This is a genomic window from Flavobacterium sp. FlaQc-57 (assembly GCF_044007395.1).
Taxonomy (GTDB): Bacteria; Bacteroidota; Bacteroidia; order Flavobacteriales; family Flavobacteriaceae; genus Flavobacterium.
Genome location: NZ_JBIPDA010000007.1, coordinates 257,626 through 280,228, shown reverse-complemented (window position 1 = coordinate 280,228; position 22,603 = coordinate 257,626). Strand labels below are relative to the sequence as shown.

The window sequence follows — 22,603 nt, the reverse complement described above, 5'->3', positions numbered from 1 at the left end:
ATTACCATTAGATTTTTATGAAAAAACTTTCATTATTATTAATTTTTCCTGCAATGTTAATAGCTCAGGAAAAAGCCAGCGCACCTAAACAGCAAGGTAAATACGATACAAATAAGTTTAGCCAGATGTACGATTTGCTGGCAACGCCAAATATGTTTCGTACAGCTTCAGGAGCACCGGGGCCTGCGTATTACCAACAACAGGCAGATTATAAAATTGATATTGAATTAGACGATAAAAATTCAAAATTAAATGGTTCTGAAATTATCACTTATTCAAACAATTCTCCGGATAGTTTAGAGTATTTGTGGATTCAGTTAGATCAAAATCAAGCAAAAGCAAATACACAGTCAACATTGGCCGAAAGCGAGAAAATTAATCAGGTTTTGCCTCTTGATGGTTTTTCAAGTAAATATTTAAAAAAAGACCTGGAGCGTGGTTTTAATATTGAGCAGGTAAAAGATGCGAAGGGAAATGCGATGTCTTATACGATCAATGAAACCATGATGCGTATTAATTTGGCTACTCCGTTAAAACCGGGAGAGAAAATTTCTTTAGCTATAAAGTGGTGGTATAACATCAACAATTATAGAAAAGAAGGAGGGCGTTCAGGTTATGAATTATTCGAAAAAGACGGAAATAAATTATATGTAATTGCACAATTCTACCCTAGAATGGCAGTTTATAATGATGTTGAAGGCTGGCAAAATATGCAATTTTGGGGAAGTGGAGAGTTTGCTCTTCCTTTCGGAAATTTTGATGTAAATATTACAGTTCCTGCAGATCACGTAATTGATGCGACAGGAGAATTAACAAACAGAGCTGAAGTTTTTACTGCAGAACAGGTTAAACGTTACGAACAAGCGCAAAAATCATTTGATAAACCGGTTGTAATTGTAACTCAGGCCGAAGCGGAAGCAGCACAAAAAGGGTTTTCTGAAAAAAAGAAAACATGGAGATTTAGCGCAAAAAATGTACGTGATTTTGGTATCGCTTCGTCAAGAAAATTTATCTATGATGCGATGGCTGTAAAAATTGGAAACAGAACTGTTATGGCAGAATCTGTTTATCCGCCAGAAGCGAACCCGCTTTGGGGAGAAACTTCGACAATGACAGTGGCTCATACTTTAAGAAGTTACTCATCTCATACATTTGATTATCCTTATCCAAAAGCAGTTTCAGTTTCAGCAGAAGATCAAGGTATGGAATATCCGATGATTTGCTGGAATTACGGTCGTCCTGACGAAAATGGAGTGACAAGCAGAGAAGTTAAAAACGGAATGATTGGCGTTATTATTCATGAAGTTGGACATACTTTCTTCCCAATGATTGTAAACTCTGATGAGCGTCAATGGACTTGGATGGATGAAGGTTTGAATTCGTTTTTAGAATATTTGGCAGAACAGGAATTAGATCCAACTTTTCCATCTAGACGTGGACCTGCAAAAAATATCGTTCCTTACATGAGTGGAGATCAAAAGTTTTTAGAGCCAATTATGTCAAACTCTGAAACGATTCACCAATTTGGAAATAATGCTTACGGAAAACCGGCTACAGGTCTTAATATTTTAAGAGAAGTAGTAATGGGAAGAGAATTGTTTGATTATGCTTTTAGAACATACGCAAACAGATGGAAATTCAAACATCCAACTCCTGAGGATTTCTTTAGAACTATGGAAGATGCTTCTGCCGTAGATTTAGACTGGTTTTTTAGAGGATGGTTTTATTCAACTGATTTTGTAGATATCGGAATTAAAGATGTAAAACAATATTACGTTTCTGAAACTCCAACAGCTGATATTAAAGATGTAAAAGTGAAAAAAGGACGTTTTGGATTTGATAAAGGTCCATTTGTTTACTTAGTTGCCGGAGACAATGCAGAGGTTGGTGCTTCTAGTAAAAAAGCGCTAAAAGTAGAAGATGTAAAATCTTTGGCTGATTATGTAAGTCAAACTTTTACAGCTGAAGAAAAAGCAAGTTTAAAATCGCCTAAATACTTCTACGAAGTTGAGTTCAATAAACCAGGCGGAATGATTATGCCAATTTTGGTTGAGATTACTTATGAAGACGGTACAAAAGACAATTATCAATATCCGGCTCAAATCTGGAGAAAAAATAATGATACTGCCAAGAAAGTTTATGCTACTGCAAAAGCGATCAAAAGCATACAAATTGATCCAAAATTAATGACTGCTGATATTGATGTAACCAACAACGCTTGGCCAAAAGTAGAGCAAAAATCAAAATTTGATTAATAATAAGACTAGAAAGACTCTGAAAAGAGTCTTTTTTTTTAAGTAAATTTTAAAACTGACAGCTACAAAATTTAATATCTTTGTGGCACACAAAAATAAAAGATATGTTTGGTATAGGAGGAGGAGAATTAGTTTTTATACTGTTTATAGTATTGATGCTTTTTGGTTCAGATAAAGTGCCGGAAATTGCTCGTACAATGGGTAAAGCTATGGCGCAATTAAAAAATGCAACCAATGATATTAAAAGTGAAATTCAAAAAGGAGCCGAGTCTAATGGTCTTGATGCAAAATCTCTTACGGATATCACAGGAAATATTAATGCCCAAATTAATGATGCAAAGTCTAATTTGTTAGGAGATACAACAAACATGTTAGGAGATACTGCAACAGAAATTGACAAAGTAAAAGAAGACATCGATTCGATCTCAGGACCAGTAAAACGCCAAATGTAAGATGCTTGAAAAAATACAAGAATTAGATACTCAATTATTAGTATATCTTAACGGTTTAGGATCTGAAACATACGATAAGCTTTGGTTAATTATTACCAACCAATTGTATTGGACGCCATTTTTTCTGTTACTTTTTTATCTTATATATAAAAAGTTAGGAGGGAAACAAACCTTGTATTTACTGCTTTTTATAGCGGTTTTAATAACTTTTACAGATCAGGTTACTAACTTATTTAAGTATACTTTTCAGCGACCACGTCCATGTAATAATCCGGAAATCAATACTATTATTCGTGTAGTACAGACTAGAACATCATATAGTTTTTTCTCAGGGCATGCTGCTAATACAATGGCGGTTGCAACATTCTTATACTTCGTTTTAAGACGCTATTTTAAATATTTAGGATTCCTGTTCTTGTGGCCGTTAATTTTTGCATACAGCCGTATTTATTTAGGATTGCATTACCCGGGAGATATACTTACGGGGTATTTCTTCGGAGCACTTTTTGGATCATTACTTTATTTGGTCTACAGAAAACTAAAACCACAATATTTTCCGGGATAATTTAGGGGAAAGGTTCTGAGTGACTAAGACGCTAAGGTTCTGAGTTTTTTTAGAAAACTTCAGAGTTCGAGTCTCAAGATCTTAGTCACTCAGAAACTTAGAGCCTTTTTTAAAATACTCTCGAAACCGTCAAACCATCACGAATTGGTAGTAAAACAGTTTCTACTCTTGGATCATTTTTCAAAAGCAAATTATATTCTAAAAGAACCTTTGTGCTCAAATCATTTGGGTGAACTGGTTCCAGAATTTTTCCGCTCCACAAAACATTATCAGAAAGAATAATTCCGCCCTTGTTCATTTTCGGAACAATCATTTCCCAATAATTAAGGTAGTTTTCTTTATCCGCATCAATAAAAACCAAATCAAATTTTACATCCAAAGTTGGAATAATATCAATCGCTTCGCCTAAATGCTGGAAAATTTGTTTTCCCCAAGGCGATGCATCAAAATATTTTCTTTGAAAATCTACCAATTCTTCTTTGATATCGATTGTATGCAATTGACCGTTTTCCTGCATTCCTTCAGACAAGCACAAAGCAGCATAACCGGTATAGGTACCAATTTCCAGAATGTTTACGGGACGAATTAGTTTAGATAACATACTTAAGACGCGACCTTGAAAATGCCCGCTCAGCATACGAGGCAAAAGTATTTTTTGATACGTTTCCTTGTTTAGTTTGGCCAATAATTCCGGTTCGTTTTCAGAGTGTTGTTCAATATAATCTTCGAGGTCTTGTGAAATAAAATGCATCTTGTAGTTTCTTCTAAATTTGAGAACAAAAATACAAAAAATATTGGCTTAGTTTTTTTGCATAAAAAAAACCATCCGCCGCGGCGGATGGTTTTAGTTTTGAATGTAAACAAAAGTTATTTTTTCAAAGCAGCATCAACTTCTTTCGCAGTTTTTACTGTTCCGTCTTTAACAGCTTTTGCTGCATTTTCTACTTTTTTAGCTCCTTTTTCAGTAGCAGCTTTTACATCTTCAGCAGCTTTTTTGGTAGCGTCTTTTACATCTTTAGCAGCATCTTCTGTTTTAGTAACAGCACTGTCTTTTACTTCTTTAATGTCTGTAGTTAATGAATCTACTTTGTTTCCAAGAGTCAATTCTTCATCTGCAGGTTTTGGTTCTTTTTTCTCGCAAGATTGCACAGTGAACGCTAATAAAGCAACAACAGCTAAGCTTAAAATTTGTTTTTTCATAATGAGTTAATTTTTTTTAGGTTGATAAAAATTTAAAGGTTATAAAGCTGAAAAATAAAGATACACATTTTAAAATGATTGAGCTCTTGTAAGATTATTTTTCTTTTGAGAGCAAAACAATACTCGTGCCAAATTTTTATTTTTTAGATCTGAAGCTTTAAAATTTTTAATAAAATTCACTTTTTAAAAACAAGACTACATTATTGCTGAGTTATTATTTGATAACTAAAGTATTTTCGTTTTTTGAAAAATCGGTTAAAGTAATATTGAAAAGTACAGTTAATTCTTTGCCAGCCTTAACAACTCCAAGTGCTGCTGATGGAGCCGTCATTTCAAAATCAGCAAAAGACATGCGATTAGAACCTTGTAAAACAAAAGTTCCGCTATCATTTGATGATACTCTTATTTGGGTTTTGTAATCTTTGCTTACGCCGGCAATAGTGTAAGTTCCCGTTAGGAGCCAGGTACTTTCGTTTACTTTATCAGCAGATTTTAGAACGTATTTGATGTTTTTGTATGTTTTGGTGTCCAAAGCTTCATAAGCAACATTATCCATGCTGGTCTTGCTGCTTTTTATGCTTTCGGCTAACAATGTAATCGTTAAATTTTTAATGTCTGTTAATTTTGAATCCGTAACTATTAAATTGGCGCCACCAGTTCCTTCTGTAGATCTCATTGTCCAATCGTGTATGTTAGAAGTTCCCGCAACTTCAAAAGTTGATTTTGATAAACTATATCTCTTTTGTGCGTTTACTTGTAATGATAATGTGATTACTACTGCTAATAAAATTGATTTGATCGTTTTCATCTGAATGTGGTATTTAGTTAAATCTTAGATCTGATTATGGGTTTGGTTATAAATCCAGATCTTTTTCCTGAGTCAAATTTATTGCGAACGATTTGTAAAAGAACTGATAAAAATCATGGTCGAAATTTTATTAAAGTCTTATAATAAACAATTGAAATTTTTAAAGATTATTTTTCGTTTTATTGATTTTTGAGCAATAATGGTTCTAAAAACCAATAAAAAATGACAAAAGTGATTAACTTTGCACCATGCAAATTGAGAAAAAAGACATAAGAGCCTTATCAAAAGAGGAGTTGCGCGATTTTTTTGTCGCAAACAATGACAAAGCTTTTCGCGGAAATCAAGTCTATGAATGGTTGTGGAACAAAGGAGCACACAGTTTTGATGATATGACGAATGTTGCCAAAACGACTCGTTCTATGCTCGAAAATAATTTTGTAATCAATCATATAAAGGTTGATACCATGCAGCGCAGCAGCGACGGAACCGTAAAAAATGCCGTTCGTTTGCACGATGGTTTAGTAGTAGAATCTGTTTTGATTCCTACTGATACAAGAACAACAGCTTGCGTTTCTAGTCAGGTTGGTTGTAGTTTAGATTGTAATTTCTGTGCAACCTCACGTTTAAAAAGAATGCGAAATCTGGAACCCGGAGAAATCTATGATCAGATTTTGGCGATAGATAAAGAAAGTCGTTTGTATCACAATCATCCGCTTTCGAATATTGTTTTTATGGGAATGGGAGAGCCTTTAATGAATTATAATAATGTCATTAAAGCGATCGATATGGTAACATCTCCTGAAGGTTTAGGAATGTCGCCAAAACGTATTATGGTTTCGACTTCCGGAATCCCAAAGATGATTAAAAAAATGGCCGATGACGATGTGAAATTCAAATTGGCAGTTTCTTTACATTCTGCAATTGATGAAATTCGTGCGCGAATTATGCCTTTTAGTAAAAATTTCCCTTTGGCAGATTTACGTGAATCATTAGAATATTGGTATAGAAAAACGAAGAACAAGATTTCGTACGAATATGTTGTTTGGAAAGGAATCAACGACGACAAAGCTTCGATTGATGCTTTGGTAAAGTTCTGTAAATATGTTCCTTGTAAAGTTAATTTGATTGAATACAACCCAATTGATGACGGAGAATTTCAGCAAGCTTCAGAAGAATCTATTTTGGCTTATATAAAAGCTTTAGAAAATATTGGAGTAGTGGTGAAAGTACGTCGAAGCCGTGGAAAAGATATTGATGCTGCCTGCGGACAATTAGCGAATAAAGAAGCAGAAATGTAGAAAAAAAATATTAACAAAGTGAATTTGTTCCATTAGGAACATTGTATCACAACAAAAAGCATTAAAAACGAGAGTTATTCTTGTTCTTAATGCTTTTTTTTCGGGTAAAAAGGATTCTATTTTTTTAAATCAATTTCTTGAGTTGCGCCATCTTTAGTTATTTTAACAAGAGAGTCGCAATTTCCGTCTCCATAATCAATAACTGCAGTAGCTCCATTTTTGGTAATAGAAACGACTCCTTTTATAGCAAAAGGTTTTCTGCAAATAGCTTCAAATTCCAAAGGTGTTGTGATCTCAGCCGAAAAAGTATCTCCGTTAGGAAAAGTTGTTGTTCCGCTTCCGGTTACTAAAAAAGCATTATCATCCCAGTTGAACCAAGTATCATAACCCGCGACCATTTCTTTTATTAAAGAACCTTTTCTGGTATAAACACCTCCATCATCAAAAGTAATAGTCATGTCAATCGTTGCGGTCGAAACTGGATGTGCTGTTGCGAATAAGTTAGTTGTTTTAATAGTTCGAACGATGCTCTTACTTCCTTGAAGTTTTTTACCATTATGATAAAAACCGTCAAAAGTATAGCTGATAGTTTGTGTAGAAGTGGTGAAGTCGTTGGCGAAAGAAATTACCATTTTTCCTTTAACAACATTTCCATTGTCCAAAGTACATCCTTCAACGCCAAAATCGACTGTTTTTGTCCAGGTGTTATTTGTTAAAACCGTTGTAATAGTAGCACAACTCGGTAAAAAGTTTTTTATAGGACCGCCAGGTTTAGCAGTAATGTTTTGTTGTGCGCTAAATTGATCTTCAGCAATATTAGTTACATCTTCAATTGAAGCATCAATTTTAGAAGCTGCAATAATTTCATCGTTAGATATCGCCAAAGTAGATCCGTCATTTGTTTTTTCATCAGAATTGCAACTAATAAAAAAAGAGAAAGCGACTAATGCTCCAATAAATAAAAATTTTGTTTTCATAATAATTTGTTTTCATGGTTTTACTTAAAAAAAAGAATTCAAATTAGGCTTTAGAAAAAAAATGTTCTTGGTAGAATTTTTCAATTAGTACTAAAATATTGTTATACTAACATAAAATACACAACGTTTTTTTATTTAAAATAGTATATTTGAAATCGAAATGAATATTACTTCCCAAATAAAACAGCCTATCTTTAACGAGATGGAACTTTTTGAAAAAAAGTTTCATGAATCGATGACTTCAAAGGTGGCTTTACTGAACCGAATCACCTATTACATTGTAAATAGAAAAGGAAAACAAATGCGTCCGATGTTTGTTTTTCTAACTGCAAAAATGGTTTCGGGAGGAATTGTAAATGAAAGAACGTATCGTGGAGCATCAGTAATTGAATTGATTCACACAGCAACCTTGGTTCATGATGACGTAGTGGACGACAGTAATCGCCGCCGCGGATTTTTCTCAATCAATGCGCTTTGGAAAAATAAGATTGCCGTTTTAGTTGGAGATTATTTACTCTCAAAAGGATTACTGCTTTCTATAGACAATGGCGATTTTGATTTATTAAGAATTATTTCTGTTGCTGTTCGCGAAATGAGCGAAGGAGAATTACTTCAAATCGAAAAAGCCCGAAGACTCGATATTACCGAAGATGTTTATTATGAAATCATCAGAAAAAAGACAGCCACACTTATTGCGGCTTGTTGTGCTCTTGGTGCAAAATCAGTTATTGAAGATGATGTTCAGGTAGAGAATATGCGCAAGTTTGGTGAGCTTATCGGAATGGCATTTCAAATTAAAGATGACTTATTCGATTATAGCGAAGAAGCCATTGGCAAACCAACAGGAATTGATATTAAGGAGCAAAAAATGACTTTGCCTTTAATTCATGTTTTAAATATTTGTACTAAACAAGAAAAAAAGTGGTTGATAAACTCCATCAAAAACCACAATAAAGACAAAAAACGCGTAAAAGAAGTTATTGCTTTTGTAAAAGATAATAATGGTTTGACTTACGCCGAAAACAAAATGGTCGAATTCCAACAAGAAGCACTTTCTCTTTTAGGAAATTACGCTGATTCTGAGTTTAAGGATGCGCTTACTTTGATGGTAAACTATGTTATTGAGAGGAAAAAATAATTTTACAATCAATTCTTAATATTTTTATTGTTAAATTCGAGTCTAATTTAATAATGAAATATGGTTGTCTTACTCATAATAATTGCGCTTCTCGTTATTTTAGGTATTTACCTGATTGTCCTGTACAACACCTTTGTGTCTAAACGCAACATGCTCGAAGAAGCGTTAAGTGGGATTGACGTAATCTTAAAAAAGAGATTTGATTTAATTCCGAATCTTGTAGAAACTGTCAAAGGATATTTGACCCACGAAAAAGAAACACTCGCTAATATTGTAAAACTACGCAATCAAGCCCTAAATGCTGGTATTGCAGACGAAAAAATGCAATTAGATAAGCAATTGGGCAATGCCGTGGGTACTATTTTTGCGCTGGCAGAAAATTATCCTGATCTAAAAGCCAATACAAATTTTCTTAGTTTACAGGAAGAACTGAGCGAAATCGAAACTGAAGTAGAAAGATCAAAACGATATTATAATGCAACTGTCAGAGATTACAATATCGCTGTGGAATCATTTCCGGGTAATATTGTGGCTAATTCTTTTGGTTTTCCTAAGAAAAACTTCCTTGAATTAGAAGACGAAAAACAGAGAGAAACGCCTAAAGTTCAGTTTTAATTGTAGTTACTATGTTGCTAAGAAAAATATTTTTTGTTTTATTCTCAGTTATATTTTATCAGGCCCAGGCTCAGGAAAGAATTTTGAGTTTTGATGTTAAAATTAAAATCGAAAAATCAGGTCATATTAATGTTGTAGAAAAAATTTCTATATATGCGGAAGGCAATGTTTTTAGGCACGGACTTTTAAGAGTTTTACCTTTGACCAGAAAAGATAAAGACGGTCATCAAATAGATGTGCAATACACTATAAATTCCGTAAAAAAAGACGGAAAGACAGAGTTGTATTTTACAAAAGAAGAATCAGGCGACTGGAAAATTTATATAGGAAACAAAGATCTTGAATTAGAAAGTGGTATCTATGATTATGAAATCAATTATAGTGCTCCATTTCAGATTGGGTATTTCGATAAATATGATGAATTGTATTGGAATGTAACTGGAAATGGCTGGGATCTACCGATAGATAAAGTAACTTGTGAAATTTCCCTTCCGTCAGAAAATAATAAATTCGAAAATTTTCATTGTTATACCGGATTAGCAGGATCTACAGAATCAAATTGCATCAGTTCCTTAAATGATAATCATACTGTTGCCAGTTTTGGAACCGTTCAGCTTAGAGCAAATGAAGGTTTGACTGTTGCTGCATCTTTTGCAAAAGGAATTGTTGATCCTCCCACTTTTCTTCAGGAATCAGCTTCTTTTTATAAACAGATAAAAACATATTTGTGGTCTGTTATTTATGGAATAGTAATGTCACTTTTTTTCTTTTTCAGTTGGAAGAAATATGGCAAAGATCCTCTTGAAAAAACAGTAATGCCGGAATTTATGCCTCCGTTTGATTGGTCTCCTGCAATTGCAGGATACGTATATCACAGAAAAATCTTTGACAAAATTTATATGGCGTCATTTATAAATGCTTCAGTAAAAGGGGCGATCAGAATTTTGTCTACAACAGAAAATGGTATTTTAAAAAAGAAACATACCTATGAGATAGAAGTTTTAAACAGGCAGTCAAAAGCTTTAAGTACAGAAGAATCAGATATAATAAGTGGTTTTACTAAAAAGGATAAAATAAAGGTAGATGATTCTAATTATAAGATTTTTGAGAAAGCATATTCTAAATGGTTAAATACACTAAGCAAACAAGTTAATTTAGAAGACTATTATCAAAATAATACCCGAAAAAAATGGGTTGGTTTTGCTATATTTTTGATTGCAGGATTGGCTTATGAATTACTCTCTAATAATAAAGGATATATTAATTATGTTTTTTATGCCGGACTCATTGTTGCAGTTGCAGGATTAACTTATTGGTTTACAAAGAAAGAAACCGGAGTTGGTTTAATCGTTTTAAGAGCAATTTTAGCTTTCTTTATTTTTCTTCCAGCAGTAGCAATATTCATAATGACACTATTTTTTCTAAGCACAATACAAATTGCGGTTATTGGTGCTGTTTTTCTAATGTACATATTTTATGCCAGGACTTTGGGGAAATTCACAGAGAAAGGTGCTGACGCATTACATAGATTAGAAGGATTCAAACTGTATCTTAAAACGGCAGAGAAAGATCGAATGAATATGTTGAATCCTCCGGAACTGACACCACAATTATTTGAAAAATTATTTCCGTACGCGATTGCATTAGGTGTTGAAATTGAATGGGGAAAACAATTCGCCACAATTTTAGAATTGGCAAAATATGATCTTGCGTGGTATCAGGGGGAGGATACGTTTTATAGACAACCGGCAATGTTCTTGTCTAGTTTTGGTAGTTCTGTCAGCAGTGCAGCAGTCAATCCAAGTCCTCCATCATCAGGTTCTTCGTCCAGTAGTTCGAGCGGAAGCAGTGGAAGCTGGAGCAGCGGAAGTTCAGGTGGCGGAAGCTCCGGCGGCGGCGGCGGTGGCGGTGGTGGTGGCGGCTGGTAAAATTTCAGCAACCGACTTATTTAAAAATATCGTACTAAGAAAACCTTGTATTATTGATAATAGTACAAGGTTTTTTTATTTTCGATTGGGCTTGATTTAGATTATCTTGCCAAAAAAAATAGATAATTAGAAAATTTTTTAATTCGATGATTGACTTCAGTTTGCTGTAAATCAGTTGTTTGTTTTTGATGTTTTGGAATTTTTAATTTTTTTATTGAATTTTTTTTCCGTCGGTGCAACCATTTCAAATCTTCACTCGTCTATGCTAATAGAAGACTGTTACTAAAACCAAAAACCGAAAGCTTATTAATGAAAATTATTCATTTACATCAAGAAGAAACCGAAATCATAAAGTTGGCTGTCGAAAATAATCGGCAAGCACAACAGCAAATTTATAGTCGGCATTCTTCAAAAATGCTAAGTGTTTGTCGACAATATATAAAAGACATTCAACTGGCAGAAGATGTAATGATAACCGCTTTTATGAAAGTGTTTACCAACTTAAACAAATTTGAACATAAAGGAAGTTTTGAAGGTTGGATTCGCCGAATTATGGTTAACGAATGTATATCGTATTTAAGGGTTCAGAAGAAAGTAAAATTTACAGAAGATGAAATATATGTAGAAGAAAGTTTCAATGCAATTGACAGTAAATTTTCGACAGATCAGATTCAGTTTTTAATAGATGCTTTGCCGGACGGTTATAAAATGATTTTCAATTTATACGCTATCGAAGGTTATAAACACAATGAGATTGCCAAGATGTTAGGAATAAATGAAGGAACATCGAAATCGCAATTATCGCACGCCAGAAAAATGCTGCAAACACAAATTACTATTTTAAAAAAACAAGATAATGGAACCGAATAATTTTGAAAAGGATTTCCGTGAAAAACTAAACGAACGTAAAATTGAACCAAGTGACAAAGCCTGGGACAGATTAGACGCCATGTTAAGTGTTGCTGAAGAAAAGAAACCAATAGTTAAAGTTCGCTCACTGTCTACATCAAACAGAAAATGGATGTATATCGCGGCAAGCGTTGTTGGATTTTTATTGGTTGGAACATTCTTTTTTAATCAGAATAAAAGTGTGATCGAGATTCCAAAAAACAATGTAGTTGTAAAAGAAAATACAAAGAAAGATTCTCTTATCGATCCAGCTTTAAATGTTATAGATTCAGCTAAAATGGAGGTTGTAACTTCAGAAAAAACAGCAACTCAAGTTGCTGCTAAAGAAGATAAAATTGTGATTCAAAGCATAAATAAACCCCTTAAAAATGAGAAAAAACAAATAACGGAGTCTTCAATCATCATCAAAAACAATCAAGAAAAACAATCAATCAATAAATCGACTTCAGTTGCCGAAAATTCTAAAAAAGAAAACGTTGATCAATTATTGGAAACGGCAGAGAAAAGTGTTGTAGCTGAAAATTCGACAAAGCAAAAAAAGGTAAAAATCAATGCTAATGAATTGCTTGATCAAGTCGATGGCGAGTTAGAACAGTCGTTTAGGGAAAAAGTAATTACCAAAGTCAATAAAAATTATCAAACGGTAAAAGTGGCTTTGGCAAACAGGAATCAGCAAGAATAGACAATAAAGAGTGAAGAATTAAGAATAAAGAGTAAAGAATAAAGAGTAAAGAATAAAGAGTAAAGAATAAAGAGTAAAGAATAAAGAATAAAGATTTCGCAACTCACAATTAAAAATCATCAATCATCAATCAATTAAAAAAAAATCAATCATGAAAAATTTTACCATTTATCTCGTATTACTAGTTTTCTTGTTTGTTAGTAAAGTCTTGGGGCAGGAAACATTTGAATCGAAAGCCAAACAAATCGCTAATAAAATAGAAAAGGTTACAAAGGAAGAAAAAGCAGCTTTGAAAGAAGAAGTTGAAGCAGTAAATGTTCAGTTGTCTGAGGGGAAAATTACGCAGGAACAAGCTGATAAGCGCAAGAAAGAATTGGCAGAAGCCAGAGCGATTATCATTGAAGAAAAAGTGACATTGGCACAAAATGAATTGAATGATTTAGTGCAGCAAAAAGTAGACGGAAAAATTAAAGAACAGGATTCAATAAAGAAAGGCAAAATCGTTATCTACTGGGATAAAAATGACAAGAATAAAAAAAGTAGGGATTCTATTCGAGGTGAAAAAAGAACCACATCGCAATTTGTGTTTGCAATGGGTTTGAATAATATGATGGTCGACGGTAAACTACAAGATTCTAATTATAGTTTTATTGGTTCACATTTTTACGAATGGGGTTTTACTTATAACTCGAGATTAATGAAAAACGATAATCTATTACATGCCAAGTACGGTCTTTCGTTAATGTATAACAATATTCGCCCGACAGATAATAGAAACTTTGTAGTTAATGGTAATCAGACATTGTTGCAGACAAACTCTATTAATTTAGATGAATCTCGTTTTAGAAACGTTTATATCGTAGCGCCAGTACATTTAGAATTTGATTTTTCGAAACCTAAAGTAAGCAACGGTAAAACCTATTTTAAAACACATCAAAGCTTCCGTTTTGGAATTGGAGGTTATGCAGGAATAAATGTAAAATCGAAACAGATTCTTAAATACGATCAGGATGATTTAGATTATAAAACCACTATAAAAGGCGATTATAATGTAAATAATTTTATTTATGGATTGAGTTCTTATATAGGTTATAAAGAATTGAGTTTGTATTGCAAATACGATTTGAATCCGCTATTTCAGGATAACTTAGTGAAAGAGAATAACATTTCATTAGGATTAAGACTTGATTTGAATTAAGAATGCAGTTGAGTTAGTTAGTAGAAAAAGCGCTTTGAAAGAGGCGCTTTTTTTATTTGAAATCATCAGATTTGAAGACGGATTTATGTACTTTTACAGACTTCAAATTTATAAAATATATTACGTTTTGATTTCACAAGCCACGATTGATACTGTTTTTGAAACTGCTCGAGTAGAGGAGGTTATTGGCGATTTTGTTAGTTTAAAACGTGCCGGAAGTAACTACAAAGGTTTGAGCCCATTCTCAGATGAGCGCTCTCCATCGTTCATGGTGTCGCCTGCAAAAGGAATTTGGAAAGATTTTAGTACTGGAAAAGGCGGAAACTCGGTTAAGTTTTTAATGGAGCACTCGCAATTTACCTATCCCGAAGCCATTCGATATCTGGCAAGAAAATACAATATCGAAATTGAAGAGACAGAACAAACTGATGCTGAAAAAGCAATGACGGATGTTCGCGAAAGTATGTATTTGGTTTCAGAATTTGCAAAAGATTATTTTAATAAAACACTTTTAAATTCAGAAGAAGGAAAAGCAATTGGACTTTCTTATTTTAAAGAGAGAGGTTTTACTAACGAAACAATAAAAAAGTTTAGTTTAGGATATTCGCCGGAAACCTGGGATGCCTTGACTAAAGAAGCTTTGGGGAAAGGATATAAACTGGAATTTTTAGAAAGTACCGGTTTAACAATTCCTAGAGAAGATCGTCCTTTTGACCGTTTTAAAGGTCGTGTTATGTTTCCTATTGAAAGCATGTCGGGACGTGTTTTAGGTTTTGGGGGACGTATTTTAACAAATGATAAAAAAGCGGCAAAATACTTAAACTCGCCCGAAAGTGATATTTACCACAAAAGTAAAGTGCTTTATGGAATTTTTCAGGCGAAACAATCGATCGCAAAACAAAATAATTGTTATTTGGTGGAAGGTTATACTGATGTAATTCAGTTTAATCAAGCCGGTATCGAAAATGTTGTAGCTTCTTCAGGAACAGCTTTAACGCCAGATCAGATTCGTTTGATTAATCGTTTGACAAGAAATATTACAGTGCTTTTTGATGGTGATGCTGCAGGTTTACGTGCTTCTATTCGAGGAATCGATTTGATTCTTGAGGAAGGAATGAATGTGAGAGTTTGTACTTTTCCTGACGGAGAAGATCCGGACAGTTTTGCCAGAAAAAATTCGCATGCTGATTTAGTTGCGTATTTAGAAGAAAATAGTAAAGATTTTATACAGTTTAAGGCTTCTACTTTAATGAATGAAGCTAAAAACGACCCTATAAAAAAAGCGGATCTGATTAGAGATATGGTAACTAGTATTTCTAAAATCCCAGACCGTATTCAGCGTGAAATTTATACTCAGGAATGTGCCCGAATAATGGATATTTCTGAGCAGGTTTTGGTGAGTACTTTAGCCCAGTTGATTCAAAAAGATATTGCAGAAGTTAATAAAAAGCAAAAGCACGAACAAAAACCTTTTGAAGTTTTTAGAAACCAAAGTCCACAAAATACTGGATATTCAGGAGGAGATCCGGAAGATCCTAGATTTGGGCCACCGGAAGATTATCCCGGAGAACCGGGCTACCCAAGTGAACCAACAGAAAAAGTTGATATTTTATACCGTTTAGAACGAAAAGTAATTGAGATTTTATTGCTTTACGGCAATAAAACTGAAGAGTTTGAAGATGTACATTTAAAAAATAATGATGAAGGTGAAGTTGTAATGGTTTCTGAAATGAGACAATACAAAGTTTATGAACGCATTTATTTGAGCTTACAGGAAGATGAGGTAGAGCTTTCAAATAATTTGTTCCGTGACATCTTTACAGACTTAATTGGGTTTTATAACCAAAATGAAAAATTCAGCCTTGAACAATATTTAATGCGTTTACAGCCAGATTTTGCTCAGGAAGTTACTGATATTTTGATGGAAGATGAAAAAGTAACGCTACACGATTGGGAAGGGCAGAACATTTTTTCTAAAATGAAACACGAAACGATTTCGCAATACGTTACAGAAACGATTATGTCTATGCGTTGGTTTTTGGTAGGTAAAATTATCGAAGAATTAAAAAGCTCTATAAAACCTGATAATTCAGATAATACAGAGCTTTTGTCTATGGTTGTCGATTACTCAAAATTAGTTAATGCGTTTTCGAAAAAACTAGGAAGAGTAATGTCGAGATACCATTAAATAATTTCTAAAGTCTTAGCTTTGTTTACTAAGTCAACTAAATTGGTAACATTTAATTTAGTTAATAATCTCAATTTGTAAGTACTGATCGTTTTTTCGTTCAGATTTAAGATTTTAGAGATTTCATTGTTTTTCTTACCATCACTTAAGTAACGTAAAACTTCAATCTCGCGATTAGAAAGTTTTCTGTATAAACGTTCGCTTTTGCTTTGTTTAGCAATAAGCGCCATGTTTTTACGTACAGTTTCGTTGATGATAATTTTTCCTTCGTGTACTTTAATAATAGAAAGACCTAAAGTTTCAAGTTTTTCTGTTTTGTGTACATACCCGGAAACTCCTGCTTTAATGGCATTTGGAGCGTACATTTGTTCAGCGAGGTCACTAAAAATTACAATTTTTGTTTTTGGGAAGTTCTTCAGGATAGATTTCACTTCAAAAATGCTTGAAAGACCTTCTAATTCTAGATCTAGAATTAGGATGTCAATCTCCTTCGTCTGAAGAATATCTCTAACCATTGAAAAATTGCCCACGTTGGCAACAATTGAAATTTGATCGTGGTCTTTAAAATAAGACTTAACGCCAAAGTGAGTCACAGGATGATTGTCTGCAAGACATACTTTAATCATAATTTTTACCTTTTTTAGAATTGTTCATGTTTTTGGAACTGTAAAATTAATAAATAAATTCTGTAATTAATTGCAGACAAATGTTAAAAAGTTTTATTTTAACGTTTTTGGTATTAAACAAACGGGTATTGCATCCATTTTATGCTTGTTGCTGGTGTTTAAACGTTTATAAATTTCAAAGACAGATTTTTCTCGCCCGCTAAAGTCAGTAGCCGTTTTTCCTGACTCTGCAGCTAACATTGCCCATTCAAGTTCATCATAACTTGCTCCTAATTGATCTTCATCGGTGCGATTGTCACCAAATAATCCATCTGTTGGAGCTGCTGTTAAAATTGACTCAGGAATTGTTAAAAATTCTCCAAGAGCATAAACATCCGATTTCATTAAGTCTGCAATTGGACTTAAATCGACTCCGCCATCTCCATATTTGGTATAAAATCCTACACCAAAATCCTCTACTTTATTTCCTGTTCCTGCAACTAATAAGCCTTGAATTCCAGCTAAATAGTACAAAGAAGTCATGCGTAAGCGGGCACGTGTGTTGGCTAATGATAAGCTTACTTTAGCTTCGTCATCTGTTTTGGGTACAGCAGATTTAAAAGCTTCAAAAGTGGCGGTTAAATCAGTCTCTACATTTGAAACGTTTGGAAAACGCTTTTTTAATTGTTCAATATGCTCTCTTCCTCTTGAAACTTGATTTGCGGCTTGGTGAATTGGCATTTCAACACATAAAACTTTTAAACCGGTTTGAGCACATAATGTAGAAGTTACCGCAGAGTCAACTCCGCCCGAAATTCCAATTACAAAACCATTTACTTTTGCATTGTTAGCATAATTTTTTAGCCACTCTACAATGTGGGTATTTACTTTTTCTGTCTGAATAGTACTTTTTTTAGCCATAATAATTCAAGTTTTAAAATGCAGGGATGTATATTTGCACAAATATTTTTTAGTAACAATTATTTATAATATAAGCAACACAAATCTAATTAAAATAAAATGAAAATATATCGCTTTGCAGTGGTTCTGTGCGTGTTTTTTTTGTCCTGTGACCAGAAAACTAAAGTCGAAAAAGCAGTAGAAGAAATTCCGGTTGATATTAAGGTAGAACGTTTTGATAAAGTGTTTTTTGAAACAAAACCGGAAGATTTGGACAAAGTAAAAAAACAATATCCGTTCTTTTTTCCTGCAGGTAATGATGATAATATTTGGTTAAAGAAAATGCAGGATCCAATTTGGAGAGAGGTATATACTGAAGTGCAAAAGAAGTACAGTAATTTTGAACCGGTTCGCAAGGAATTCAACACACTTTTTCAACACGTAAAATATTATTTTCCTAAAACTAAAACGCCTAAGGTAATTACTGTAATTGGAGAAATGGATTATAATGCAAAAGCCATTTATGCTGATAGTTTAGTGATTGTAGCATTAGAACTATATTTAGGTAAAGATCATAAATTCTATGAATTTCCAAATTACCTGAAGCAGAATTTTGAGGAAAAACAAATTATGCCCGATGTGGTTTCTAGTTTTACGTATAGAAATATTCCGGTTTCTGGCGATAAAAATTTAGTTTCTCAAATGATTTTTGAAGGGAAACAATTGTATGCAAAGGATCTTCTTTTGCCTAATTATACAGATGCTGAAAAAATAGGATATACGCCTGAACAAATAAAATGGTGCGAAGAAAATGAAGCTTATATGTGGCGTTTCTTTATTGAAAGTGAGATGCTGTATAGTGTCGATCCAAAACTAACAAGTCGATTTATTGCACCGGCACCTTTTTCTAAATTCTATTTAGAAATAGATAATGATACACCAGGAAGAGTTGGCGCATGGATTGGATGGCAAATGGTGCGATCGTACATGAAAAATAATAATGTAACTTTGCCTGAATTATTAAAAACAGATGCAAAGGAAATCTTTGAAAAATCGAAATATAAACCTAAGAAGTAATGTCAGATACAATAAACTCAGAAATTAGATTCAATATAGAATTAGATGAAAACCGCGTTCCGGAAAAATTAACATGGAGTGCGCAAGATGGTGGTGTACAAGCCGAAGAAGCAAAAGCAATAATGTTGTCTATTTGGGATAGCAAAGCTAAAGAAACAATGCGCATTGATTTGTGGACAAAAGATATGCCGGTAGATGAGATGAAAATCTTCTTTCACCAGACATTAGTAGCAATGTCAGATACTTTTAAACGCGCAACAGACGACGAAAAAATGTCAGATACAATGAAAGATTTCTGTGATTATTTTGCAGAAAAACTAGAGTTGACGAAATAAATAAATTTCAACAAATGAAATCCCAAAATCCAATTGAGAAATTAGAGTTTGGGATTTTTTGTTTCTAAATTATAATATAACAATAAGTTTAAATCTTAATTTTATAAGATGTTTAATTTTTAGGGTAACTTTTGTTGAGTAGAATTGATATATAAGAAAAAGTAATAATATGTTATTTCCGTTTTTGGTAAGTTTAGTTGGGCTGTTTTTTTTACTCGTTAACAGTATTTGTTTTTATCGTACGCGAAAAAATAAAGATGTCAGGTATCTAATTATTATGGTTTATTTAATTCTTCTGTTTGTAGAGGAATTGTGCTGTAATATTATAGGATTTATTTATCCGGGATCGAACTTTTTTCTCTCACATTATTATTTTATTTTTCAATTCATATCCTTAAGTCTGTTCTTTTACAGTTTACTTTCTAATGCTTTTTTTAAAAAGACGATTCTTGTTTTTCTAGTGTTAGTTTTAATTTTGTTATCGGTACAATATTACAATACACCAGATCTTTACTGGAGGTTTAATCTGCTAGAAATCGGAATCACTTCTGGATTACTGATATTGTATGCGTTGATTTTTTTAATACAAAATTTTAAAAGTACAAAGCCTGATTATTTGTATTTCTGTAATGGTTTGATAATTTATCTGGCAAGTAGTGTGAGTATTTTTTTAAGTGGTAATACTGATTCTGTAATTTTTGAAGAACCATTTTTGCTTGACTTTTGGTTTTTTAATTCTTTGTTTTATATCCTGTATCAGTTTTTGATCTTTAAAGAGTGGAAGGTTTTAAGATACAAATCGGTGAAAAATGTATCAGAACTTACTACAGTTCTTGGTTTTCTTAAAAAGTTGTGAGGAGAAGAACTTCTTTAAAAATAAAAAATCTCAAATTTCAATTATAATGAAATTTGAGATTTTCTAATGTGTTTCAGGTTTTGTTATTTAATAGATCTTTTCTTTAAGTCTTTAAAAACTTTCTTTAAAGCTCCTAACATTAAATTATTTGCGTTTTTGTAGAATGTTATATTGTCTATAAGTTTGTCGGATTTTTCTGTTTCCCACATTGATTCTGTATTTCCTTTTGCGGTAATACCTACAACATTCTGAGAATAAATAATTTGTTTTAAGTTTAGATCGTATATTTCTAAAATTACTGATGCTTCATTTTTTCCTGTCTCGTTATCATCCTGATAAAGTTCTATAGTAGAAAAGTCACTTTTGTTTTTTTTAGTAGAAATATTAATGAAAAAATCAAATCCAGTTCCGTCTTTCAGTTCTTTTAGTTTTACGCTGTTTGGATTTAAATTAATCTTTCTCGTTACTAATAATCCGTTAACGTCATGAATATAGGACAATCTGTCTCCTAATTGTTCTCTGAAAAATTTTAAAGACTCTGAAGTCATTTTGTCTTTAGAATTTTTTGGACAATCTAATTCATTTAAAAGCCATTTTCCGGATGTAAAATCTACACCAGTTCTTTGTCCGGTCATAAACATGTATCGAGGGGTGTGACACGATGATAAAATTAAGAGAAAAAGGAATGAGATTATTTTAAATTTCTTCATAAACTAAATTTGATTCGTTTCAAATGTAGTTTAAAAAAGTTTGGTTTAGCAAGTCGTAAAAATATTTTTTTAAAGATTTTAACTACAAAAGAAAAATCCCAAATTCCAAAAGTAAAATTGGAATTTGGGACTTGATATCTTGAAGTTTGCTTCTTCTAAAGTTTAAAACTGAGAGTTGTTTTTAAAAACCTCCTGATTAACTTCGTCTATATAACTTAGAACTTCGTCTTTTCCGGTTTGTTCTGTTGCTGATGTTACGAAATAATGAGGCATTTCTTCCCAGTTATTGGCAAACATTTGTTTTTTGTAAGCGGCAATATGCGAATCAATCTTTGTCTTGCTTATTTTGTCAGCTTTAGTAAAGATAATGCAAAACGGAATTTCACTTTCTCCCATATACGACATGAATTCAATGTCTATATTTTGTGCTTCATGACGAATGTCAATCAAAACAAAAGCACAAACTAATTGTTCTCTCGTTTCGAAATAATCTGTAATGAATTGCTGAAAAACTGATTTTGTTTTTTTTGATACTTTAGCGTAACCATAACCAGGTAAATCGACCAAAAACCAATTGTTGTTAATCTTAAAGTGATTAATCAATTGTGTTTTTCCTGGTCTGCCAGAAGTTTTAGCTAAATTTTTATGATTGGTAAGCATATTGATCAACGAAGATTTTCCTACGTTTGATCGTCCGATAAAAGCATATTCCGGCAAAAAATCTTGTGGACATTTTGCAACTTCAGAATTACTGATAATAAATTCGGCGGTTGTAATTTTCATGTGTTTTGTTTTTTAAACCTCCTGAAATTGAAAGTTAAGTGCTATAAATTCTTCTTAGTAAGCCATTCTTCAAGAATAGTGTTGAATTCCTGAGGATGTTCCATCATAGCAGCGTGTCCGCATTTGTCTATCCAGTACAAGGTTGAATTAGGCAATAATTTATCAAATTCTTCGGCAACATTTGGGGGAGTTACAGCGTCGTTTTTACCCCAAATAATACAGGTTTCAACTGTCATTTTTGGTAAATCTTTGGCCATATTATGACGAATTGCACTTTTGGCAATCGTTAATGTTTTGATCAGTTTTATACGATCGTTAACCGTTGCGTAAACTTCATCGATCAATTCCGGAGTTGCTATTTTTGGGTCGTAAAATACATCTTCAGCTTTCTTTCTGATGTATTCATAGTCACCTCTTTTTGGGTAACTGTCTCCCATTGCGCTTTCGTAAAGTCCAGAGCTTCCTGTGATTACGAGTCCTGCAACTTTTTCTGGATATAGTTTAGTATGGTAAAGTGCGATATGTCCTCCTAAAGAGTTTCCTAACAAAATAACTTTGTCAAAACCTTTAAAAGTGATGAAATCCTTAACGTATTTTGCAAAGCTTTTTACGTTCGTTTTTAAAATACTTTGGGTATATATTGGCAAATCCGGGATAACAACTTTGTATCCTTTCGTTGGAAAATATTCCGCTACAGCATCAAAGTTACTAAGGCCTCCCATTAAGCCATGTAAAATAACGATAGGAGTTCCTTCTCCAGCTTCATAATAGCTGTATTTGCCTTCTTTTTTGTAGTGTTTGTCCATTTAATTTAATGCCAATTTCAATTTGGACAAATATAGGGTTTAATAAATAAAAATGAATTTTTGCTACCGTTTTTTAACGACATAATTAACGGATATTTTCTAAGTGCTTAAAAATCAGTTTTTAGGGGTGTTTTTGGCGTGTTTTCTAAATGTTAAGAAATTAGCAGAATAGTTATTTTTTTAAGAAAAATAGTGTGTTATTTTTTTGATTGATCAGTGATGTTGGGAAATGACTAATAATTAGTTAAAGTATTGATTGAGTGTAGATTATGAGAGGTGGTAGAAAAGTGGTTAAACTTATTAACAAAGTGGTACATA

General features: G+C 32.9%; 22 protein-coding genes. 13 read left to right on the top strand and 9 right to left on the bottom strand.

Going from position 1 to position 22,603, the window contains the following annotated elements; genetic code table 11:
- Positions 1 to 17: 17 nt before the first annotated feature.
- The 3 genes from ACHRVZ_RS20195 (at position 18) to ACHRVZ_RS20185 (ending at position 3,272) form a co-directional block, all read left to right on the top strand.
- Entirely contained in the window at positions 18 to 2,255 is a 2,238-nt protein-coding gene (locus ACHRVZ_RS20195) for a M1 family metallopeptidase (RefSeq protein WP_395424776.1), read from the top strand.
- Between the two features lie 104 nt (positions 2,256 to 2,359).
- Positions 2,360 to 2,707 (top strand): twin-arginine translocase TatA/TatE family subunit, encoded by a 348-nt coding sequence (locus tag ACHRVZ_RS20190; RefSeq protein WP_395424775.1) that lies wholly within the window; start codon positions 2,360 to 2,362, stop codon positions 2,705 to 2,707.
- Between the two features lies 1 nt (position 2,708).
- A complete protein-coding gene (locus tag ACHRVZ_RS20185; protein ID WP_395424773.1) occupies positions 2,709 to 3,272 on the top strand; it encodes a phosphatase PAP2 family protein in 564 nt (187 codons plus the stop codon).
- Positions 3,273 to 3,381: 109 nt separating this feature from the next.
- Here ACHRVZ_RS20185 and ACHRVZ_RS20180 read toward each other — a convergent pair whose 3' ends face one another.
- From ACHRVZ_RS20180 to ACHRVZ_RS20170, 3 genes are all read right to left on the bottom strand, one after another.
- Positions 3,382 to 4,023: an O-methyltransferase gene (locus ACHRVZ_RS20180; RefSeq protein ID WP_395424771.1), complete on the bottom strand. Its 642-nt coding sequence runs from the start codon at positions 4,021 to 4,023 to the stop codon at positions 3,382 to 3,384.
- A 116-nt stretch (positions 4,024 to 4,139) separates the two neighbouring features.
- Positions 4,140 to 4,472 carry a hypothetical protein gene (locus tag ACHRVZ_RS20175; protein WP_395424768.1) on the bottom strand — a complete coding sequence of 111 codons (333 nt, stop codon included), beginning with the start codon at positions 4,470 to 4,472 and terminating at the stop codon, positions 4,140 to 4,142.
- Positions 4,473 to 4,686: 214 nt separating this feature from the next.
- The gene (locus ACHRVZ_RS20170; protein WP_395424766.1) at positions 4,687 to 5,280 is read right to left on the bottom strand and encodes a YceI family protein; all 594 of its coding nucleotides are present in this window, start codon (positions 5,278 to 5,280) and stop codon (positions 4,687 to 4,689) included.
- A gap of 248 nt (positions 5,281 to 5,528) precedes the next feature.
- On the opposite strand from ACHRVZ_RS20170, the gene rlmN reads away from it, so the two are divergent.
- Complete coding sequence (gene rlmN, locus ACHRVZ_RS20165) at positions 5,529 to 6,578, top strand: 23S rRNA (adenine(2503)-C(2))-methyltransferase RlmN (RefSeq protein ID WP_395424763.1); 1,050 nt, start codon at positions 5,529 to 5,531, stop codon at positions 6,576 to 6,578.
- Positions 6,579 to 6,694: 116 nt separating this feature from the next.
- Here rlmN and ACHRVZ_RS20160 read toward each other — a convergent pair whose 3' ends face one another.
- Complete coding sequence (locus tag ACHRVZ_RS20160; protein WP_395424761.1) at positions 6,695 to 7,555, bottom strand: hypothetical protein; 861 nt, start codon at positions 7,553 to 7,555, stop codon at positions 6,695 to 6,697.
- A 160-nt stretch (positions 7,556 to 7,715) separates the two neighbouring features.
- On the opposite strand from ACHRVZ_RS20160, the gene ACHRVZ_RS20155 reads away from it, so the two are divergent.
- The 7 genes from ACHRVZ_RS20155 (at position 7,716) to dnaG (ending at position 16,213) form a co-directional block, all read left to right on the top strand.
- Positions 7,716 to 8,693, top strand: coding sequence for a polyprenyl synthetase family protein (locus ACHRVZ_RS20155; protein WP_395424759.1), 978 nt, complete (start codon positions 7,716 to 7,718; stop codon positions 8,691 to 8,693).
- Positions 8,694 to 8,843: 150 nt separating this feature from the next.
- Positions 8,844 to 9,308: a LemA family protein gene (locus ACHRVZ_RS20150; RefSeq protein ID WP_395424757.1), complete on the top strand. Its 465-nt coding sequence runs from the start codon at positions 8,844 to 8,846 to the stop codon at positions 9,306 to 9,308.
- Positions 9,309 to 9,319: 11 nt separating this feature from the next.
- Positions 9,320 to 11,236 (top strand): DUF2207 domain-containing protein, encoded by a 1,917-nt coding sequence (locus tag ACHRVZ_RS20145; protein WP_395424755.1) that lies wholly within the window; start codon positions 9,320 to 9,322, stop codon positions 11,234 to 11,236.
- 309 nt (positions 11,237 to 11,545) lie between these two features.
- Positions 11,546 to 12,106: an RNA polymerase sigma factor gene (locus ACHRVZ_RS20140; protein WP_395424753.1), complete on the top strand. Its 561-nt coding sequence runs from the start codon at positions 11,546 to 11,548 to the stop codon at positions 12,104 to 12,106.
- A complete protein-coding gene (locus tag ACHRVZ_RS20135) occupies positions 12,093 to 12,827 on the top strand; it encodes a hypothetical protein (RefSeq protein WP_395424750.1) in 735 nt (244 codons plus the stop codon). The genes ACHRVZ_RS20140 and ACHRVZ_RS20135 overlap by 14 nt, the downstream gene beginning before the upstream one ends.
- Before the next feature lie 151 nt (positions 12,828 to 12,978).
- Positions 12,979 to 14,025 carry a hypothetical protein gene (locus tag ACHRVZ_RS20130; protein WP_395424748.1) on the top strand — a complete coding sequence of 349 codons (1,047 nt, stop codon included), beginning with the start codon at positions 12,979 to 12,981 and terminating at the stop codon, positions 14,023 to 14,025.
- Between the two features lie 127 nt (positions 14,026 to 14,152).
- Complete coding sequence (dnaG, locus tag ACHRVZ_RS20125) at positions 14,153 to 16,213, top strand: DNA primase (protein ID WP_395424745.1); 2,061 nt, start codon at positions 14,153 to 14,155, stop codon at positions 16,211 to 16,213.
- Here dnaG and ACHRVZ_RS20120 read toward each other — a convergent pair.
- Complete coding sequence (locus ACHRVZ_RS20120) at positions 16,210 to 16,839, bottom strand: response regulator transcription factor (protein ID WP_026730588.1); 630 nt, start codon at positions 16,837 to 16,839, stop codon at positions 16,210 to 16,212. The genes dnaG and ACHRVZ_RS20120 overlap by 4 nt on opposite strands.
- 93 nt (positions 16,840 to 16,932) lie before the next feature.
- On the bottom strand, positions 16,933 to 17,739 hold the full coding sequence (gene nadE, locus ACHRVZ_RS20115; RefSeq protein ID WP_395424744.1) for an NAD(+) synthase: 807 nt from the start codon (positions 17,737 to 17,739) through the stop codon (positions 16,933 to 16,935).
- Between the two features lie 99 nt (positions 17,740 to 17,838).
- Here nadE and gldB point away from each other — a divergent pair, with 99 nt between their 5' ends.
- A complete protein-coding gene (gene gldB, locus ACHRVZ_RS20110) occupies positions 17,839 to 18,795 on the top strand; it encodes a gliding motility lipoprotein GldB (protein WP_395424743.1) in 957 nt (318 codons plus the stop codon).
- A complete protein-coding gene (gene gldC, locus ACHRVZ_RS20105; RefSeq protein WP_029273283.1) occupies positions 18,795 to 19,130 on the top strand; it encodes a gliding motility protein GldC in 336 nt (111 codons plus the stop codon). Before gldB ends, gldC begins: the two co-directional genes overlap by 1 nt.
- A gap of 939 nt (positions 19,131 to 20,069) precedes the next feature.
- Here gldC and ACHRVZ_RS20100 read toward each other — a convergent pair.
- From ACHRVZ_RS20100 to ACHRVZ_RS20090, 3 genes are all read right to left on the bottom strand, one after another.
- On the bottom strand, positions 20,070 to 20,621 hold the full coding sequence (locus tag ACHRVZ_RS20100) for a hypothetical protein (protein ID WP_395424742.1): 552 nt from the start codon (positions 20,619 to 20,621) through the stop codon (positions 20,070 to 20,072).
- Positions 20,622 to 20,858: 237 nt separating this feature from the next.
- A complete protein-coding gene (gene yihA / locus ACHRVZ_RS20095; protein ID WP_041517523.1) occupies positions 20,859 to 21,479 on the bottom strand; it encodes a ribosome biogenesis GTP-binding protein YihA/YsxC in 621 nt (206 codons plus the stop codon).
- Positions 21,480 to 21,520: 41 nt separating this feature from the next.
- Positions 21,521 to 22,285, bottom strand: coding sequence for an alpha/beta fold hydrolase (locus tag ACHRVZ_RS20090; protein ID WP_041517522.1), 765 nt, complete (start codon positions 22,283 to 22,285; stop codon positions 21,521 to 21,523).
- Between the last annotated feature and the right edge of the window lie 318 nt (positions 22,286 to 22,603).

What these genes read in the sequence shown, in the direction of transcription:
- ACHRVZ_RS20130 (WP_395424748.1), top strand. Translation starts at nt 12,979, where the DNA reads ATGAAAAATTTTACCATTTATCTCGTATTACTAGTTTTCTTGTTTGTT.
- rlmN (WP_395424763.1), top strand. Translation starts at nt 5,529, where the DNA reads ATGCAAATTGAGAAAAAAGACATAAGAGCCTTATCAAAAGAGGAGTTG.
- gldB (WP_395424743.1), top strand. Translation starts at nt 17,839, where the DNA reads ATGAAAATATATCGCTTTGCAGTGGTTCTGTGCGTGTTTTTTTTGTCC.
- gldC (WP_029273283.1), top strand. Translation starts at nt 18,795, where the DNA reads ATGTCAGATACAATAAACTCAGAAATTAGATTCAATATAGAATTAGAT.
- ACHRVZ_RS20140 (WP_395424753.1), top strand. Translation starts at nt 11,546, where the DNA reads ATGAAAATTATTCATTTACATCAAGAAGAAACCGAAATCATAAAGTTG.
- ACHRVZ_RS20155 (WP_395424759.1), top strand. Translation starts at nt 7,716, where the DNA reads ATGAATATTACTTCCCAAATAAAACAGCCTATCTTTAACGAGATGGAA.
- ACHRVZ_RS20180 (WP_395424771.1), bottom strand. Translation starts at nt 4,023, where the DNA reads ATGCATTTTATTTCACAAGACCTCGAAGATTATATTGAACAACACTCT.
- yihA (WP_041517523.1), bottom strand. Translation starts at nt 21,479, where the DNA reads ATGAAAATTACAACCGCCGAATTTATTATCAGTAATTCTGAAGTTGCA.
- ACHRVZ_RS20185 (WP_395424773.1), top strand. Translation starts at nt 2,709, where the DNA reads ATGCTTGAAAAAATACAAGAATTAGATACTCAATTATTAGTATATCTT.
- ACHRVZ_RS20120 (WP_026730588.1), bottom strand. Translation starts at nt 16,839, where the DNA reads ATGATTAAAGTATGTCTTGCAGACAATCATCCTGTGACTCACTTTGGC.
- nadE (WP_395424744.1), bottom strand. Translation starts at nt 17,739, where the DNA reads ATGGCTAAAAAAAGTACTATTCAGACAGAAAAAGTAAATACCCACATT.
- ACHRVZ_RS20195 (WP_395424776.1), top strand. Translation starts at nt 18, where the DNA reads ATGAAAAAACTTTCATTATTATTAATTTTTCCTGCAATGTTAATAGCT.
- ACHRVZ_RS20100 (WP_395424742.1), bottom strand. Translation starts at nt 20,621, where the DNA reads ATGACCGGACAAAGAACTGGTGTAGATTTTACATCCGGAAAATGGCTT.
- ACHRVZ_RS20170 (WP_395424766.1), bottom strand. Translation starts at nt 5,280, where the DNA reads ATGAAAACGATCAAATCAATTTTATTAGCAGTAGTAATCACATTATCA.
- ACHRVZ_RS20190 (WP_395424775.1), top strand. Translation starts at nt 2,360, where the DNA reads ATGTTTGGTATAGGAGGAGGAGAATTAGTTTTTATACTGTTTATAGTA.
- ACHRVZ_RS20160 (WP_395424761.1), bottom strand. Translation starts at nt 7,555, where the DNA reads ATGAAAACAAAATTTTTATTTATTGGAGCATTAGTCGCTTTCTCTTTT.
- ACHRVZ_RS20175 (WP_395424768.1), bottom strand. Translation starts at nt 4,472, where the DNA reads ATGAAAAAACAAATTTTAAGCTTAGCTGTTGTTGCTTTATTAGCGTTC.
- ACHRVZ_RS20145 (WP_395424755.1), top strand. Translation starts at nt 9,320, where the DNA reads ATGTTGCTAAGAAAAATATTTTTTGTTTTATTCTCAGTTATATTTTAT.
- ACHRVZ_RS20135 (WP_395424750.1), top strand. Translation starts at nt 12,093, where the DNA reads ATGGAACCGAATAATTTTGAAAAGGATTTCCGTGAAAAACTAAACGAA.
- ACHRVZ_RS20150 (WP_395424757.1), top strand. Translation starts at nt 8,844, where the DNA reads ATGCTCGAAGAAGCGTTAAGTGGGATTGACGTAATCTTAAAAAAGAGA.
- ACHRVZ_RS20090 (WP_041517522.1), bottom strand. Translation starts at nt 22,285, where the DNA reads ATGGACAAACACTACAAAAAAGAAGGCAAATACAGCTATTATGAAGCT.